This window comes from Cellulomonas uda (assembly GCF_006538705.1).
In the GTDB taxonomy this organism is placed as follows: domain Bacteria; phylum Actinomycetota; class Actinomycetes; order Actinomycetales; family Cellulomonadaceae; genus Cellulomonas; species Cellulomonas uda.
This window is the reverse complement of record NZ_BJLP01000016.1, coordinates 51,374-68,272: the sequence shown is the minus strand read 5'-3', so window position 1 is coordinate 68,272 and position 16,899 is coordinate 51,374. Positions and strand designations below refer to the sequence as shown.

At 74.3% G+C, this 16,899-nt stretch carries 13 protein-coding genes and 1 tRNA gene; 5 read left to right on the top strand and 9 right to left on the bottom strand.

Annotated features, from left to right (window positions below):
• The first annotated feature begins 127 nt into the window (after positions 1–127).
• Positions 128–724, top strand: a complete 597-nt coding sequence (locus CUD01_RS06430; protein WP_094179423.1) for an NADPH-dependent FMN reductase — start codon at positions 128–130, stop codon at positions 722–724.
• Positions 725–733: 9 nt separating this feature from the next.
• Here CUD01_RS06430 and CUD01_RS06425 read toward each other — a convergent pair whose 3' ends face one another.
• From CUD01_RS06425 to CUD01_RS06390, 8 genes are all read right to left on the bottom strand, one after another.
• The gene (locus tag CUD01_RS06425) at positions 734–1,270 is read right to left on the bottom strand and encodes a type II toxin-antitoxin system PemK/MazF family toxin (RefSeq protein WP_166772134.1); all 537 of its coding nucleotides are present in this window, start codon (positions 1,268–1,270) and stop codon (positions 734–736) included.
• Between the two features lie 141 nt (positions 1,271–1,411).
• Complete coding sequence (gene rho, locus CUD01_RS06420; protein WP_141319626.1) at positions 1,412–3,337, bottom strand: transcription termination factor Rho; 1,926 nt, start codon at positions 3,335–3,337, stop codon at positions 1,412–1,414.
• A 297-nt stretch (positions 3,338–3,634) separates the two neighbouring features.
• The gene (gene thrB, locus CUD01_RS06415; protein WP_141319624.1) at positions 3,635–4,612 is read right to left on the bottom strand and encodes a homoserine kinase; all 978 of its coding nucleotides are present in this window, start codon (positions 4,610–4,612) and stop codon (positions 3,635–3,637) included.
• Between the two features lie 7 nt (positions 4,613–4,619).
• Positions 4,620–5,711 (bottom strand): threonine synthase, encoded by a 1,092-nt coding sequence (gene thrC / locus CUD01_RS06410; RefSeq protein ID WP_141319622.1) that lies wholly within the window; start codon positions 5,709–5,711, stop codon positions 4,620–4,622.
• Entirely contained in the window at positions 5,711–7,021 is a 1,311-nt protein-coding gene (locus tag CUD01_RS06405) for a homoserine dehydrogenase (protein WP_141319620.1), read from the bottom strand. The genes thrC and CUD01_RS06405 overlap by 1 nt, the downstream gene beginning before the upstream one ends.
• Before the next feature lie 140 nt (positions 7,022–7,161).
• Positions 7,162–8,526, bottom strand: coding sequence for a diaminopimelate decarboxylase (gene lysA, locus CUD01_RS06400; protein WP_141319618.1), 1,365 nt, complete (start codon positions 8,524–8,526; stop codon positions 7,162–7,164).
• Positions 8,523–10,205: an arginine--tRNA ligase gene (argS, locus tag CUD01_RS06395; RefSeq protein WP_141319616.1), complete on the bottom strand. Its 1,683-nt coding sequence runs from the start codon at positions 10,203–10,205 to the stop codon at positions 8,523–8,525. Before argS ends, lysA begins: the two co-directional genes overlap by 4 nt.
• Positions 10,202–11,530 carry an MFS transporter gene (locus tag CUD01_RS06390; protein WP_244937689.1) on the bottom strand — a complete coding sequence of 443 codons (1,329 nt, stop codon included), beginning with the start codon at positions 11,528–11,530 and terminating at the stop codon, positions 10,202–10,204. The genes argS and CUD01_RS06390 overlap by 4 nt, the downstream gene beginning before the upstream one ends.
• A gap of 117 nt (positions 11,531–11,647) precedes the next feature.
• On the opposite strand from CUD01_RS06390, the gene CUD01_RS06385 reads away from it, so the two are divergent.
• The 3 genes from CUD01_RS06385 to CUD01_RS06375 all read left to right on the top strand — a co-directional run bounded on the left by CUD01_RS06385 (position 11,648) and on the right by CUD01_RS06375 (position 13,294).
• Positions 11,648–12,301 carry a FadR/GntR family transcriptional regulator gene (locus tag CUD01_RS06385; RefSeq protein ID WP_094179414.1) on the top strand — a complete coding sequence of 218 codons (654 nt, stop codon included), beginning with the start codon at positions 11,648–11,650 and terminating at the stop codon, positions 12,299–12,301.
• Between the two features lie 175 nt (positions 12,302–12,476).
• Positions 12,477–12,549: transfer RNA gene (locus CUD01_RS06380), tRNA-Arg, on the top strand.
• A gap of 118 nt (positions 12,550–12,667) precedes the next feature.
• Positions 12,668–13,294, top strand: a complete 627-nt coding sequence (locus CUD01_RS06375; protein WP_141319612.1) for a 4'-phosphopantetheinyl transferase family protein — start codon at positions 12,668–12,670, stop codon at positions 13,292–13,294.
• A gap of 42 nt (positions 13,295–13,336) precedes the next feature.
• Here the strand turns inward: CUD01_RS06375 and CUD01_RS06370 are convergent, their stop codons facing one another.
• On the bottom strand, positions 13,337–14,065 hold the full coding sequence (locus CUD01_RS06370; RefSeq protein ID WP_141319610.1) for an SDR family oxidoreductase: 729 nt from the start codon (positions 14,063–14,065) through the stop codon (positions 13,337–13,339).
• Positions 14,066–14,266: 201 nt separating this feature from the next.
• Here CUD01_RS06370 and CUD01_RS17005 point away from each other — a divergent pair, with 201 nt between their 5' ends.
• The gene (locus CUD01_RS17005; protein ID WP_243861188.1) at positions 14,267–15,037 is read left to right on the top strand and encodes a CU044_2847 family protein; all 771 of its coding nucleotides are present in this window, start codon (positions 14,267–14,269) and stop codon (positions 15,035–15,037) included.
• Positions 15,038–16,899 lie beyond the last annotated feature (1,862 nt).

Genomic DNA, 16,899 nt, shown 5'->3' with positions numbered 1-16,899 from the left:
GCACTGTGGAGTGAGCACTGTGGAGTGAGCACTGTGGAGTGAGCACTGTGGAGTGAGCACTGTGGAGTGAGCACCGTGGAGTGAGCACCGTGGAGGTGCCGACCCGCCCAGCTCGAAGGAGAAGGCCATGACGTACCGGATCGGCTACCTCGTCGGGAGCCTGTCGAGCACGTCCGTCAACCGCACGGTCGCGCGGGCGCTCGTCGGGCTCGCTCCGCCCGAGCTCGAGCTCGTCGAGATCGGCATCCGTGACCTGCCGCTCTACTCCCCGGACTACGACGACGACTACCCGCCGCAGGGCCGCGCGATCAAGGAGGCCGTCGAGGCGTCCGACGGCATCCTGTTCGTCTCGCCCGAGTACAACCGGTCCATCCCCGGAGCACTCAAGAACGCCATCGACTGGGCGTCGCGCCCGTGGGGCACCAACTCGTTCGCGCGCAAGCCCACCGGCATCGTCGGGGCGTCGATCGGCGCGATCGGCACCGCGGTCATGCAGTCGTCGATGCGCAGCGTGCTGAGCTTCCTCAACGCGCCGCAACTCAACGCGCCCGAGGTGTACCTGACGTTCCACCCCGAGCACTACGCCGACGACGGCGCCGGCGGCATCACCGTGACGCACGAGGACACCGCGACGTTCCTGCGCCACTACATGTCGGAGTACACCGCGTTCGTCGAGCGCGTCCTGTCGGTCACGGCGCCCGGGCACATCGGCGACCCGAGCTGACTCGTCGCGTCAACGCCCGCCGGCGGCCGTCCCGGCACGCTCGAGCTCGCGCTCGAACCAGACGAGCCCCGCCGGGCCCAGGTCTCCCGCGCGGCGCCGGAACGCACCCCGCGGCACGGTGCGCGTGCGCAGCTCGAGCCAGCCGTCCTTGCGCATGCCCGTCAGGCGCGCGGGTGCCGGCACGTGGTCGCGCCGGCGGCTCTTGTCCTGCGAGGTGAGCTGCGCGACGACGACCGACCCGCCCTGGACGTCGAGCACGAGCACCGGCCGGTCCTTGGCCCCCGAACGGTCCTCGAACGGCACGAGGGCGAACCACAGCTCCCCCGGCCGGGGCCCACGACCGCGAGGCCTACCGCCACGCCGACCGCCAGGCCGACCGCCGGGCCGACGTCGCGCGCGCCGCGCCACCGCGGCCACGACGAGGAGCGCGACGAGCGCCGCGGCCCCGAGCACCCACGGCGGCGCCGCCCCGGCACGCTCGGTCAGCCACGCGACCATGTCGTCACCCCCGTCGCGCACCGCGTCCACACCCCGCCATCGACGCACGCGCCGCCGACCTTGAGCGACCGACGACGGCTGCAGGGACGGGTGGAGAAGGTCCGACCGGCAGGGCCTTCTGCACCCGGCGGCGTGCGCCCGGGACGACGAAGGCCGCGCCCGAGCGGGCGCGGCCTTCGTCGAGCGTGGTCAGACCGTGCGGCCCGCGTTCTCCTCGCCGAAGCTGCCCGGCGTGGAGCGCTGCACGCCGAGCAGGAACTCGACGTTCGACTTGGTCTCCTTGAGCTTGCCGATCAGCAGCTCGATCGCCTGCTGCTGGTCGAGCGCACCGAGCACGCGGCGCAGCTTGTAGACGATCTGCAGCTCGTCGCGGGACATGAGCAGCTCCTCGCGGCGGGTACCCGACGCGTTGACGTCGACCGCCGGGAAGATGCGCTTGTCCGACAGCGAGCGCGACAGGCGCAGCTCCATGTTCCCGGTGCCCTTGAACTCCTCGAAGATGACCTCGTCCATCTTGGAACCGGTCTCGACGAGCGCGGACCCGAGGATCGTCAGCGAGCCACCGTTCTCGATGTTGCGTGCCGCACCGAAGAACTTCTTCGGCGGGTAGAGCGCCGAGGCGTCGACACCACCCGACAGGATGCGACCCGACGCGGGCGCGGCCAGGTTGTACGCGCGGGACAGGCGCGTGATCGAGTCCAGCAGCACCACGACGTCCTGGCCCAGCTCGACCAGGCGCTTGGCGCGCTCGATCGCGAGCTCCGCGACGATCGTGTGGTCCGAGGCCGGGCGGTCGAACGTCGAGGCGATGACCTCGCCCTTGACCGACCGCTCCATGTCCGTGACCTCCTCGGGGCGCTCGTCGACGAGCACGACCATGAGGTGCACCTCGGGGTTGTTCGCGGTGATCGAGTTCGCGATCTGCTGCATGATGATCGTCTTGCCGGCCTTGGGCGGCGCGACGATCAGACCACGCTGGCCCTTGCCGATCGGCGCGACGATGTCGATCACGCGCGGCGTGAGCCGGCCCGGGTCCGGGGTCTCGAGACGCAGGCGGTCCTGCGGGTACAGCGGCGTGAGCTTCTGGAACTCGGGCCGCTGGCGCGCCTCGTCGGGCGACAGGCCGTTGACCGAGTCGAGCCGCACGAGCGCGTTGAACTTGTTCGGCCGGCCGCCCTGCGCGGCCTCGCCGTCACGCGGCTGCCGCACCGCGCCCGTGATCGCGTCACCGCGACGCAGGCCGTTCTTCTTGACCTGGCCGAGCGAGACGTACACGTCGTTGGGGCCCGGCAGGTACCCGGTGGTCCGCACGAACGCGTAGCTCTCGAGGATGTCGAGGATGCCCGCGACCGGGAGCAGCACGTCGTCGTCCGCGAGCTCGACCTCGTCGAGACCCGCGAGGTCCGGCTGGCCGCTGCGGCCACGGCCGCGCTTACGGTCCCGGTCGCGGTAGCGGTCGCGCGAGCGGCGGCGACGCCCGCCCCGCTCCTCGTCGTCGTCGCCCTGCGCCGCGACACCCTGCTGGCCCTGCTGGCCGGTCTGCTGGCCGGTCTGCTGGCCGGTCTGCTGAGCCGTCTGCTGGCCCTGCGCGCGCTGCTGGCGCCCCTCACCCTGCGCGTCGGAGGCACCCTGGCCACGGCCCGCGCGGCGCGAGCGGCGCTCGCCGGCCTCGCCCGCCACGTCGCCCACGGCCTCGCCGACCGCCTCGGCGGCGCGCTGCGCACGGTCGTCGTCACGGCTCTCGCGGCCGTCACGGCCCTCGCCGCGCCGCTCGACCGGCTCGCCCGCGATCTTCGCGTCGATCGCGGCCTCGAGACCGGCGAGCGCGTCCTGCGCGGGGCCCTGCGCGCGGCGGGCACCGCGCGTGCGCTGCGTGCGCGGCGCGGCCTCGTCGCGCTCGACGGGGCCCGCCTGCTCCGTCACCGGCGCGACGGTCTGCTCACGACGCGCGTCGAGGGCCCGGGGGCGCGAACCGCCGCGCGCGGCGTCGATCGCCTCGACCAGGTCGCCCTTGCGCATCTTCGAGATGCCCTTGACGCCGAGCTCGGACGCGAGGGCCTGCAGCTCGGGCAGGCGCAGCGCCGCGATGGACCCGGTCTGGTTGGTGTCTGTCACGAAGGACCCTTCCCCCTCGTCGGTGGCCTCTCGGGGTAGGAGGCCGTCGTCTCGTCAGACGGACGTCCGTCGACGAGACGGTGCTGGAAGCCCACGCGCGGCTCACGACCGTGTCGGCGACGCGTTCAAGGCTGGGGTTGTTCCCGGATGGTCGGCTCGCCTGGGCAGCGGTCCCGCGGATGTCCTGCGGAACACCGTTCGGGAGGCACGCGACCCGGAGGATGTGGTCCGGGGGAACGCGACGATGCTACCACTGTCGGCCTCACGACCGGCCGCGATGACCCCGCGCGACACCGCTCACCCGATCGGGTGGTCGCCGACCGCGAGGCGCACCCCGGCGGGGTCGACGGGCAGCCGGCGGATCACCCAGCCGCCCAGCACGCCGCCGAACGCCTCGTCGATCGCGGCGTCCGCGTCCGTGCCCGGGTCGCCCGCCACGTCCGGCCCGCCGGGCTCGTCGGGCAGCCGGCGCGCGAGCGCGAGGACCGTGGGGCCCGCACCCGAGACGACCGCCGCGACCCCCCGGCGACGCAGCGCGTCGACCAGCGCGAGCGAGTCCGGCATGACGGCGCGCCGGTACTCCTGGTGCAGCAGGTCGACCGTCGCGTCGAGCAGCAGGTCCGGGCGGCGCCCGAGGGCCTGCACCAGCAGCGCCGAGCGTCCGGCCTGCCGCGCCGCGTCCACGAACGGCACCTGCTCGGGGAGCACACCGCGTGCGGCCTTCGTCGACAGGTGCGTCGGCGGGATCATCACGACCGGGGCCACGTCGGGGTGCACCTCGACCTGCGTCGCACCCACCGCGCCTGCCGGGGTCGTCCACGCGATCGTCGCGCCGCCGAGGATCGCCGGGGCCGCGTTGTCGGGGTGTCCCTCGAGCTGCGTCGCGAGCGCGAGCACGGTCGCGTCGTCGAGCGCCTCGGGCTCGGAGATCAGCCCGCGCGCGGCGACGATGCCCGCGACGACCGCCGCGGCCGACGAGCCGAGACCCCGGCCGTGCGGGATCGCGTTGCGGCACGTCAGCGTCAGGCCCGCCTGCGGCGCGCCGACGTGGTCGAGCGCGGTGCGGATCGCGCGCACGACGAGGTGCCGCTCGTCGCCCGGCACCGCACCGGCACCCTCCCCCTCGACGACGACGGTCACGCCCGGCGCGGCGACCGCGCGGACCTCGACCTCGTCGTGCAGCGCGAGGGCCACGCCCATCGCGTCGAAACCCGGACCGAGGTTCGCGGACGTCGCGGGGACGCGCACGCGCACCCGGTCGGCACGCAGTCGCACGGCGGCCTCAGCCCAGGCCGAGCGCGTCCGCGATGGACACGACGTCCGCGGGCACGCGCACCGGGGTGACCTCGCCGCCGTCGGGCCGGCGCAGGGCCCACTGCGGGTCCTTGAGGCCGTGGCCCGTGACCGTGATGGTGATGCGCGCACCGGCGGGCACGCGCCCCTCGTCGGACAGGCGCAGCAACCCCGCGACACCCGCGGCCGACGCGGGCTCGACGAACACGCCGACCTCGGCGGACAGGACGCGGTGCGCGCGCAGGATCTCCTCGTCGGTCACCGACTCGATGAGACCGCCCGAGACGTCGCGCGCCTGCTCGGCCTGCTGCCACGACGCCGGGTTGCCGATGCGGATCGCGGTCGCGATCGTCTCGGGCTCCGACACGGGGTGCCCCAGGACGATCGGGGCGGCGCCCGCCGCCTGGAAGCCCCACATCACCGGGGTGCGCGACGCGACGGCACCGTGCGCCGCACCGTCGTCGAGCCCCGCGTACTCGCGGAAGCCCTTCCAGTACGCCGTGATGTTGCCCGCGTTGCCGACCGGCAGCACATGGATGTCCGGGGCGTCGCCCAAGGCGTCGACGATCTCGAACGCCGCGGTCTTCTGACCCTGGATGCGGTCGGGGTTCACCGAGTTCACCAGCTCGACCGGGTACGCCTCGGCGAGCTTGCGCGCCGCGATCAGGCAGTCGTCGAAGTTGCCGTCGACCTGCAGGAGCGTCGCACCGTGCGCGATCGCCTGGCTCAGCTTGCCCATCGCGATCTTGCCGTCCGGCACGAGCACCGCGCAGAGCATGCCCGCGCGCGTCGCGTACGCCGCGGCCGACGCCGAGGTGTTGCCCGTCGACGCGCATACCACCGCCTTCGCACCCCGCGCGGCCGCCGCCGAGATCGCGGTCGTCATGCCGCGGTCCTTGAACGAGCCCGTGGGGTTCATGCCCTCGAACTTCACGTGCACGTCGGCACCCGTGCGCTCGCTCAGCGCGGGTGCCGCGATGAGCGGCGTGCCGCCCTCGTAGAGGGTGACCGGGTGCGTCGTCAGGTGCTCGGGCAGGCGGTCGGCGTACTCGGCGATCACGCCGCGCCACTGGTGGGCCATCAGGCTCCTTCGACTCGCAGGACGGACACGACGTCACGCACGACGTCGAGGTCGGTGAGCGCGGCCACGGTGGCCGCGAGCGCGCTCTCGCGCGCGGTGTGCGTGGTGATCAGCAGGCGGGCGACGCCCGTGGCGGCACCCGCGTCCGCCGACTGCCGCACGGCCTCGATCGAGACGTCGTGCTCCGCGAGTACGTGCGCGACCTGCGCGAGCACGCCCGGGCGGTCGTCGACGTCGAGCCGCACCTGGAACCGGGTGCACGCCGCCTCCGCCGGCAGCACCGGCAGGTCGGCGTACGACGACTCGACCGGCCCGCGCCCGCCGAGCACACGGTGGCGCGCGACCGAGACCAGGTCGCCGAGGACCGCCGACGAGGTGGGCGCGCCGCCCGCGCCCCGGCCGTAGAACATGAGCTCGCCGGCCGCCTCCGCCTCGACGAACACCGCGTTGAACGCGCCGCGCACGCCCGCGAGCGGGTGCTCCAGCGGCACGAGCGCCGGGTGCACGCGCACCTGGATGCCCGCGACGTCGTCGCGGACGTTGCGCTCCGCGATCGCGAGCAGCTTGATCGCGTGGCCGGTCCGCTGCGCCCACGCGACGTCGGCGGCGGTGACGCCCGTGATGCCCTCGCGCGCGACGTCGTCGAGCGACACCCGCGTGTGGAACGCGAGCGAGGCGAGGATCGCGGCCTTGGCCGCCGCGTCGTAGCCCTCGACGTCGGCCGTCGGGTCCGCCTCCGCGTAGCCGAGCGCCTGCGCCTCCTTGACGGCCTGCTCGAGCTCGAGCCCGTCGGTGGCCATGCGGTCGAGCACGTAGTTCGTCGTGCCGTTGACGATGCCGAGGACGCGCTGCACCTGGTCGCCCGCGAGCGACTCGCGCACCGGCCGGACGATCGGGATCGCGCCCGCGACGGCGGCCTCGAAGTACAGGTCCACGCCCGCCGCGTCGGCCGCCTTGTAGAGCGTCGGGCCGTCGGACGCGAGCAGCGCCTTGTTGGCCGTGACCACCGACGCGCCCGCCTCGATCGCCTGCAGGATCAGGGTGCGCGCGGGCTCGATGCCGCCCATGACCTCGACGACGACGTCCGCACCGCGCACGAGCGCCGACGCGTCCGTGGTGAGCAGCGGCTCCAGCGAGGTGCCCGTGACGCCCTCGCGCGGCGATGCCGCGTCCCGCACGGCGATGCCGACGATCTCGAGCGGTGCGCCGACGCGCGCGGCGAGCTCGTCGGCGTGCGTGACCAGGCGGTGGGCCACCTCGGTGCCGACGACACCGCAGCCGAGCAGGGCGACCTTCAGGGGGGCGGGCACACGACCTCCGGTGCTCTCGTCGGGGACTGGGCACAGGATAGGGCGCACGCGTGGTGGGCCGTCCGGGACGTCCGGTCGGCAGGACGCGACTCTCACCTACCCTCCGGAAGGGTCCTTGGGCACATGTCCAGCGCGGCCGGTCAGCCCTGGTCGAGCGCCAGCAGGTCGTCGACCGTCTCGCGCCGCAGCAGCGTGCGCACCGCGCCGTCACGCACCGCCACGACCGGCGGCCGCGTCAGCAGGTTGTAGTTCGACGCCATCGACCGGCCGTACGCACCCGTCGCCGCGACCGCCAGCAGGTCCCCCGCGCGCACGTCGCCCGGCAGCTGCACCTCGTGCACGACGACGTCACCCGACTCGCAGTGCTTCCCGACGACCCGCGCCAGCACCGAGGGCGCCGACGACAGCCGCCCGACGACCTCCGCGTGGTACCGCGCGCCGTACAGCGCGGGACGGATGTTGTCGCTCATGCCGCCGTCGACGGACACGTACAGGCGCTCGGTCTCGTCGTCCACGCGCACCGGCTTCACGGTCCCGACCGTGTAGAGCGTGAGCCCCGACGGCCCGACGACCGCGCGCCCCGGCTCGATCGAGAACCGCGGCAGCGGGGTGGCGAGGTCCGCGGCCGCAGCCGCGACCGAGGCCGCCACGTCCTTCGCGATGCGGTCCGGGTCCAGCGCGACCTCGCCGGGCAGGTACGCGATGCCGTACCCGCCCCCCAGGTCGACCTCCTCGACCAGCACGCCCGTGCGGCGCGCGAGCTGCGCGCGCAGCTCGAGCACCACGCGCGCGGCGACCTCGAACCCCGACGGGTCGAGGATCTGCGACCCGATGTGCGAGTGGATGCCCAGCAGGCGCAGCTCCGGGTGGTCGAGCACCGCGAGCAGTGCCGTCATCGCCGGGCTGTCCTGGCCGTCGCGCGCCGTGACCGACAGACCGAACTTCTGGTCCTCGTGCGCGGTCGAGATGTACTCGTGCCCGCCCGCGTGCACCCCCGTCGTGACGCGCACCATCACCGGCGCCGGGTCGCCCCCGCGGGACCGCACCAGCGCCGCGAGCCGCTCCACCTCGACGAGCGAGTCCACGATGACCCGGCCCACGCCGTGGTCCAGCGCGAGCGCGAGCTCCTCGTCGGACTTGTTGTTGCCGTGCAGGCCGATGTCCGCGCCCGGCACCCCCGCGCGCAACGCGACCGTGAGCTCGCCGCCCGACGCGGTGTCCACGCGCAGCCCCTCGTCGTGCACCCACCGCGCGACCGCGACCGACAGGAACGCCTTGCCCGCGTAGTACACGTCGACACCCGCGCCCACCTCGGCGAACGCCGTCTCGAACGCGCGGCGGTACCCCGCGGCACGCGCGCGCAGGTCCGCCTCGTCGAGCACGTACGCGGGCGTGCCCACCTCCTGCGCGAGCCGCGCCACCGGCACCCCGCCGACGACGAGCGCGCCCGAGCCGTCCCGTGCGACGCCCGTCGACCAGGGCTCGCCCGGGATGCTCGTCGTCACATCCGCTCCGGCGCGCTCACGCCGAGCAGACCCAGGCCGTTCGCGAGCACCTGCCGCGTCGCGTCGACCAGCCACAGGCGCGTGCGGTGGGTGTCCGTGACGGGCTCGTCGCCCTGCGGCAGGACGTAGCGCTTCGCGTCGTACCACTTGTGGAACCCGCCCGCGAGCTCCTCCAGGTAGCGCGCCACCCGGTGCGGCTCGCGCAGGTTCGCGGCCTGCGCGACCACGCGCGGCAGCTGCGCCAGGTGGCCCAGCAGCACCGCCTCGGTCTCGTGGTCGAGCACGCTCGCGTCGAACCCGTCCTCGCGGCGCACGCCGGCCTCCGCCGCGTTGCGCCCGATCGCCGCGGTGCGCGCGTGCGCGTACTGCACGTAGAAGACCGGGTTCTCGTTGGTGGCCTTGGCGAGCAGGTCGAGGTCCAGGTCGATCGCCGAGTCCGTCGACGAGCGCGCGAGCGCGTATCGCGCGGCGTCCACGCCCACCGCGTCGACCAGGTCGTCGATCGTCACGACCGTGCCCGCGCGCTTCGACATGCGCACCGGGGCGCCGTCCTTGACGAGGTTCACGAGCTGGCCGATGAGGATCTCGAGGTTGACGTCCGGGTCGTCGCCGAACGCCGCCGCGACGGCCTTCATGCGGCCCACGTACCCGTGGTGGTCCGCGCCGAGCATCATCACCACGCGGTCGAACCCGCGCTCGCGCTTGTCGAGGTAGTACGCGATGTCACCCGCGATGTACGCGGCCTCGCCGTCGGACTTGATGACGACGCGGTCCTTGTCGTCGCCGAGCTCGGTGGTCCGCAGCCACGTCGCGCCGTCCTGCTCGTACACGTGCCCCAGCTCGCGCAGGCGCGCCACCGCACGGTCGACCGCACCGGACTCGTGCAGCGAGTCCTCGTGGAAGTAGACGTCGAAGTCCACGCCGAAGTCGTGCAGCGACTTCTTGATCTCGTCGAACATCAGGTCGACGCCGCGCGCGCGGAACGCCTCGAGCGCCTCGTCGTCGCCGAGCGTGGCCGGGTCCGGCTCGCCCGCCGCGACGGCCTGGGCCGTCACCTGCTCCGCGATGTCCGCGATGTACTGCCCGCCGTAGCCGTCCTCGGGCGCCTCCTCGCCGCGGGCGCGCGCCAGCAGCGAGCGCGCGAACCGGTCGATCTGCGCGCCGTGGTCGTTGAAGTAGTACTCGCGGGTGACCTCGGCGCCGGCCGCCTGCAGCACACGCGCGAGGCTGTCGCCCACGGCCGCCCAGCGCACACCGCCGATGTGCAGCGGGCCGGTCGGGTTCGCGGACACGAACTCGAGGTTCACGCGGTGCCCCGCCTCGGCCGTGTTGGTGCCGTACGAGGCGCCCTGCTCGACGATGCTGCGCGCGAGCTCGCCGGCCGCCGCCGCGTCGAGCCGGATGTTGAGGAAGCCGGGTCCCGCCACCTCGACGGACGCGACGCCGTCGGTGCTGGTCAGACGGCGTGCGAGCTCCTCGGCGAACGCGCGGGGGTTCGAACCGGCCTTCTTCGCGAGCTGCAGCGCGACGTTCGTCGCCCAGTCGCCGTGCTCTCGCTGACGGGGTCGCTCGACGTGGACGGTCGCCGGGAGGTCGGCGGGGTCGAGAGCGAACGTGCCGTCGGCGACGGCCGCCGCGAGGGCGGCCGCGATGGCCTGCGAGAGCTGGTCGGGAGTCACCGCTCCAGGGTAGGGGAACCGCGCGACGCCCTTTCGCGGACGTCCGTCGTCGACGGCCCCGGCTCGACGTGCCCCAGCACCTCGGGGCGGCACGCCCGCCACCCCGCCACGAGCAGCACGACGAGCAGCCCCAGCAGCACGAGGATCGGCGCGTCCCAGCCGCCCGTGGCCTCGTACACCAGGCCGATCGACACCGGCCCGAGCGCCGCGAGCGCGTACCCCACGCCCTGCACCATCCCCGACAGCACGACCGCGAGGCCCGGCGTCGCCGTGCGCAGGCCGATCAGCGCCAGCAGCACGGGGAACGAGCTCGTGCCGAGCCCGAGCAGCACCATCCAGACGACCGTGCCGTGCGCGGGGGCCAGCAGGAGCCCCAGGTAGCCGACCGCCCAGCTCGCGACGAAGCCGGCCACCAGCGGGAACGGCGAGCGCATGCGCGCGGTCAGCACGGGGACGACGAGCGAGGCGGGCAGCCCGAGGATCGCGAACAGCGCGAGCCACCGCCCGCCCGCCTCCGTGCCGAGCCCGAGGTCCGCGAGCATCTCCGGCAGCCACGCGAACACCGTGTACGTGCCGAGCGAGTTCACCGCGAACGTCACGGCCATCGCCCATGCGAGGGGCGAGCGCCACACCAGGCGCGCGTCGCCGGGTGCGCCGCCGGGGGCGACGCGCGGGTCCGTGCCACGCGCCCGCGCTCCCCGGCCCACGCGGCGCAGGAGCTCACGCACGTGCGCGCGCGCCGCGACCGAGCGGACGATCACGACCAGCCACGGCACCGCGGCGACCACTCCGAGCAGCGCCCACGCCCCCACGGCCCACCGCCACCCGGCGGCGCGCGCGAACGGCAGCGCCACGAGCGGCGGGACGGCCGTGCTCACGGACAGCATCACCGCGTACGCCGCGGTGACCACGCCGATGCGGTCCGGGAAGTACCGCTTCACGAGCGGCGGCAGCAGCACGTTCCCCATCCCCATGCCCGCGAGCGCGAGCACCGACCACGCCAGGAACGCGGGCGCCGACGACGACAGCGCTCGCGCCACCTCCCCCACGGTCGACAGCGCGAGCGCGAGCACGACCGTCGGCTCCAGGCCGAGGCGCCGGCCCAGCGGCGACGCGAGCGAGCCGAACACCGCGAAGGACAGCAGCGGCACGGTGCCGAGCACCCCCACCTGGGCGGGCGACAGGTCGACGTCCTCCCTCACCGCGTCCAGGATCGGTGAGACCGCCGCCACCGCGATGCGCAGGTTCAGCGCCACGAGCACGACGCCCAGGAGCACCACGAGCCGCCCGCGCCAGGGAGCCGGAGGGGGCGAACCAGGCGTCACGACACTCCGCAGGGTGAATCGGCAGGATGGGACGGTCGGCGCGACGGACACCCCTGGCACGCAGACACCCGGCTCGTGTTGACTGCACCGCATGCCTGTTCACGGAGTCCTGTCCCGATGACGCGACGGACCGGTCTGATCGATTCGACCGTACAGGAGCTACGCGCGCGCATCACGAGCGGCGAGTGGCCCGTCGGCTCCCGCATCCCGCCCGAGCCGCAGCTCGTCGGGCTGCTGGGGGTCGGTCGCAACACCGTGCGCGAGGCCGTGCAGTCGCTGGTGCACGCCGGTCTGCTCGAGCGGCGTCAGGGTTCGGGGACGTACGTGCTCTCGTCGTCCGAGCTCGCGGCGAGCATGGGCCGGCAGATCGCCGAGGCCCGCCAGCGCGACGTCGTCGAGGTGCGCCGCGCGCTCGAGGTCGAGGCCGCCCGCCTCGCCTCGCGTCGCCGCACGGCGCTCGACGCCAGCACGCTCCTCGACCGCCGCGACGAGCGCGCTGCCGCGTACGTCTCGGGCGACCTCGACGCGATGGTCGCGACCGACCTCGCGCTGCACACCACGATCGTGCGCGCCGCGGCCAACCCCGTGCTCGCGTCGCTGTACGAGAACCTCATCGACGCCATCGGCGAGAACATCCGGTTCAACTTCGTCACCGACTACCACGGCCAGACCGCGCACGACGCGCTGGTCGAGGCGATCGTCGCGGGCGACAGCGCCAAGGCCGTCGCCGAGACGACGGCGTACCTGTCCGCCCTCCTCGGCGAGTCCTGACCCCGTCCACCCCGACCACCCCGTCCAACCCGACGACCCCGCGGTTCCTCCGGGTATCCCCGCCCAGAGCCGGAGGAAGCGCGGGGTCGCGGGCACTGGGGGTCGCGGGCGCTGAGGTGGCGGGCGTTGGGGTGGCGGGCTGGTAGGCTCGCTGGCCGATGCGTTCGCGCGTCTCGCGCCCGTAGCTCAGCGGATAGAGCGTCTGCCTCCGGAGCAGAAGGTCGAAGGTTCGAATCCTTTCGGGCGCACCGGCATTCGACGGCCCGTGACCACCTCGGTCACGGGCCGTCGTCGTCTGGCGCGACCGCACCCGCGCAGGTGTGGACGCGTCGGCGGGGACACAGGTGTCTCGGGCACAGTGAGGCCGTGCTCGCCGACCTGCTGCCCCCGGGGGTCGAGGTCACCGAACGGCACGGCCCGCCGGTGACCGTCCCGCTGTTCGCCGACGAGGAGCGCGCGGTCGCCCAGGCCGTGCCCGCTCGTCGGGCGGAGTACGCGGCCGTGCGCGGGTGCGCGCGCGAGGCGCTGAGCCGGCTGGGCGTCACGACGCTCGCGGTGCCGAGCGCACCGAACCGCGCCCCGGTGTGGCCGCAGGGCGTCGTCGGGAGCATGACGCACTGCGCGGGCTACCGTGCCGCGGCCGTCGCACGGGCGGACGCCTGGGCGGGACTGGGCATCGACGCCGAGCCGCGCGCCCCGCTGCCGCCCGAGGTCGCGGCCCTCGTGCTCGACGAGTCCGAGCGTGCCCCGCTCGCCGAGCTCGACCCGGCGCTGTGCGCCGACCGCGTGCTGTTCAGCGCCAAGGAGTCGGCCTACAAGGTGTGGTCGCCGATCACGGGCGTCTGGCTCGGGTTCGAGGACGTGCGCGTGCACCTCGAGGACGACACGTTCGTCGTCCGGCTGCTGAAGCCCGGTCTCGGGGTCGACGAGCTGCGCGGCCGCTGGGCCGTCGGTGACGACCTGCTGGTCACGGCGCTCGCGCTGCCCCGCTGACCGGCACGCCACGCGGCCGGGGTCAGCGGCGCCGCGGTTGGGTCAGTGCAGCGACGCCCCGCCGTCCACGTAGAGCTCGTGCATCGTGAGGTGGCGCGCCTCGTCGGACGCGAGGAAGGCGACCGCCGCCGCCACGTCCTCCGGCTCCGCGACCCGGCGCAGCGGGATGCCCACCCTGTAGGCCTCGGGCGTGCCGGCGATCGCGGCCGCGACGACCTGCTCGGTGTCCCCGAGGTCGCCGAGCATCGGTGTGCGCGTGGTGCCCGGGTGCACGACGTTGCAGCGCACGCCGTGCTCGGCGACCTCGAGCCCGAGCGACTTCGTCCAGGCCGTGAGCGCGGCCTTCGACGCGCCGTACGCGGCCATGCCCGTGCGGGGCACGCGCGCCGCGTTGGACGCGACCGTCACCACCGACCCACGCCCGCGCGCGACCATGCGCCGCACCACGGCGCGCGTGAGCGTCGCGGTGCCGAGGACGTTGACCGCGACCAGCGCCACGAGGTCGTCGTCGTCGTCCAGCGCCGGAGCCGTGCGCAGCAGGCCGGCGGCGTTGACGAGCACCTCGACCGGGCCCTGGTCGTCCTCGACCCGCGCGACGAACGCCGCGACGGCGTCGCCGTCCGTGATGTCGAGCGCCCGCACGTCGTCGCGCGGCACCCGGTCGGTCCCCACGACCGCGTACCCGCGCGCCCGCAGCACGCTCACGACGGCCGACCCGATGCCCCCGGCTGCTCCCGTCACCAACGCGACCCCGCGTGCCCCCTGCGCCATCCGTCTCCCCCTCGTCCGCTGCTCGCCCCCGCTCGGGCCCCGCTCGGCGAACCTAGCCCGGCGACGGGCCGCGAGACCGGGCGTATCGCCCCTCGGGCCGCGCGCGGCGCCACCTGAGGCTTCTCACCCGTGCCACACCGGGCGGGCGGCGCTACCGTGTCCGAGAAGCCCCCTTTCTCTGGTCTCCAGGGGGGCGGAGCGATGACGCGGATCGTCAGCACCGAAGTGGAGCCGGGCGCGCCGCTCGTCATGGTCGAGATCGCCCGGCAGGACGACCGTGAGGAGGACGTCTCCGCGCTGAGCGACGTGCTGTCGTTCGACGACCTCGCGGAGTCGGTCGCGCGCGTCGCACGGTCGATGACGGACGCGCTGCGCCGCGCACGGCCCGACGAGGCCGAGGTGACGTTCGGCGTCGACGTCGCGGTCGAGGCCGGGCGGCTCACGTCGCTGCTCGTCAAGGGCGGTGCGACCGCGACGTCCGGCGTGCGGCTGCTGTGGAAGGCGCCGCCGCGGGACGCGACGGGGTCGGGCCAGGACGAGGTGGTCGCGCACCTGCGGCACTCTCTCGACGCCCTGACGGCGGACGACGACGCCGCGTTCGCGCTCGAGCTCGAGGTGCGGCGCTCCGCGTCGTGGGTCCCGGATGCCGACCGTGCGCTGCTGCACCGCGCGTACGTCCGGGCCTGCCACGAGTCCGGCAAGGAGCCGGTGCCGTGGGGCTCGACGACGCATGACGAAGCGAGCCACCGGGGGTCTCGACTAGGGTCGGCGGGCTCGGAGACGGTCAGCCGGAACCGCGCCGGGCGACGTCTCTCCGGGATGTCGCCCATGCCGACCCGAGACTCACCGCAGCTGCCGCCAGCACACCGGTCCCCAGCAGGACGCCCAGGAGCGGGCCGACCGACGTCGTCGACGCGCTGCCGTACTGGATGGCGTTCCAGCTGGCGGCGAACGCGGTGGCGGACCCGATGACCGAACCGAGCAGCAGCGGCACGCCCACGAGCCCGACCCCGAGGCCGAGATGGCGGTGCAGTCCCCCTGCGTACACCGCGAACACCCGGTGGCGTCTCCGCATCCGGGCGAGCTCCGCCGCGAGCGACGCGCATCCCATCGTCACGGCGAACAGCCCTGCGACGGCCCCGAGCACGACGATCCAGCCGGACTGCCGGACCGCGACGGTTGCTCCCATCACCCATGACGCCTCCGGCTCCGTCATCAGCGGGGTCGGGCTGACCAAGGGCCGCATGGCCCGGGACAGCGCCACGGTGTCGACGGCCCGGTCGTCCTCCCGGACCACGAGGACCTCGCCGGGCCGGGGCTCACCCGTCCGGACGGCGGTCGTGTCGTCCATCCCCCAGACCCGCAGCACGACCGGCACCGCACCGTCCGTGAGCGCGCCGAGATCGGCGCCTCCGTCGTCGGCGCAGCGACCGAGCAGAGCGGTCTGAGTCTCGCAGGACGCGGTGATCACCGTCGTGCCGGCGACCGGGTCCGTCTGCACGCCGACCAGGTGCTGGCCCTCAGGGAGCGCACGTCCGAGGTCCGGGAGCCATCGCGCGCTCTCCCCGGTGGTGATCCGCACCGAGCGGCCCGCGTTCGCGTCGCTCGCGGCGATCACCTGTCGAAGGAAGTCACCCGGCGCGGTGGACAGGACGGTCGCGAACGTCGCGGTCAGCGCGACGACTCCCATGAAGATCGTGGCCCGAACGGCCGGCCGGGCCATCGACGCCAGCTCCCGTCCGACGAGCATGCCCACGGGACGGCGGCCTCGACGCGCGGCAGCGGTCACGGCGCCCGCGAGCGCCGTCAGGAGGCTCGCGGTAACCGGCCCGATGAGGAGCACGCACGCCAGCACACCGACGAACAGCACGATCGACCCGGTCGTGGGGTTGGTGGGGTTCACCAGCGCGTACAGCCAGTTCACCGCCGCGAGCACGGCGAGCAGCGCGATGACGGGTCGCGCGGTGGCGCGATGCCCTGCCCGGGCAGGTCGGGGCGACGCGAACGCCGTCCGACGCGGGCGTGTCGTTGCGAGCACGGCGGCCCAGGTGAGGGCGGCGCCCCCGACGGCGCTGAGGAGCAGCGAGAGGTCCAGGCGCGGGTCGGACGACGGCGACATGACGTAGCCGGTGTACGGCACGGTCCAGGTGACGCGGGCGAGCACTGACGCCATGAGCACGGCGAGCCCGACCCCGACGCCGAGAGGAACCCGGACCGCGCGCCAGAGTGCTCGGCGCACCTGGCCCCGCGACGCACCGAGCGCGACGAGCAGCGCGACCGTCGCGTCCCGCCGTTCCCCGCCGACCCGGGCGAGCACGACCAGAAGGACCAGGAGGGGCGCCAGCGCGAACACCAGCACCAGGCTCAGCGCACCCGTGCGGCTGGACTGGTACATCGTCGACCCGAAGTACCCGTTGTCGCCGCGTGCCGGGTCGACCTGCAGCCCGAACCCGGTCACGGGCAGCCAGTACGACGGCTCCTCGAGGACCGTGGGGTCCACGCCCACGTACAGCGCCTTCTCGCGCGGGTCCGCGAGCACCGCGGCGTCGATCTCTCCGACGAGTGTGCCGTACCGCGCGACGAGATCCTGTGCCCCTGGGACGTCCAGCACCCCGGGCGAGGCGAAGACCTCCGCGGGTCCGGGCCAACGGTCCACACCCGGCGGCGTCTGGTCCGGCCGGCCCTCGGGCAGGAGCAGGGCGACCGCCACCGGCTCCCCGTCGAGGCTGTCGTCCCGCGCGCCCCAGTGCCCGATCACGCCATCGGAGGCCGTCGCACCCTCGGCGAGGAAGACCGGCGCTCGCGCCGCGTCGCGTGCGAGTCGGGCGTCGTAC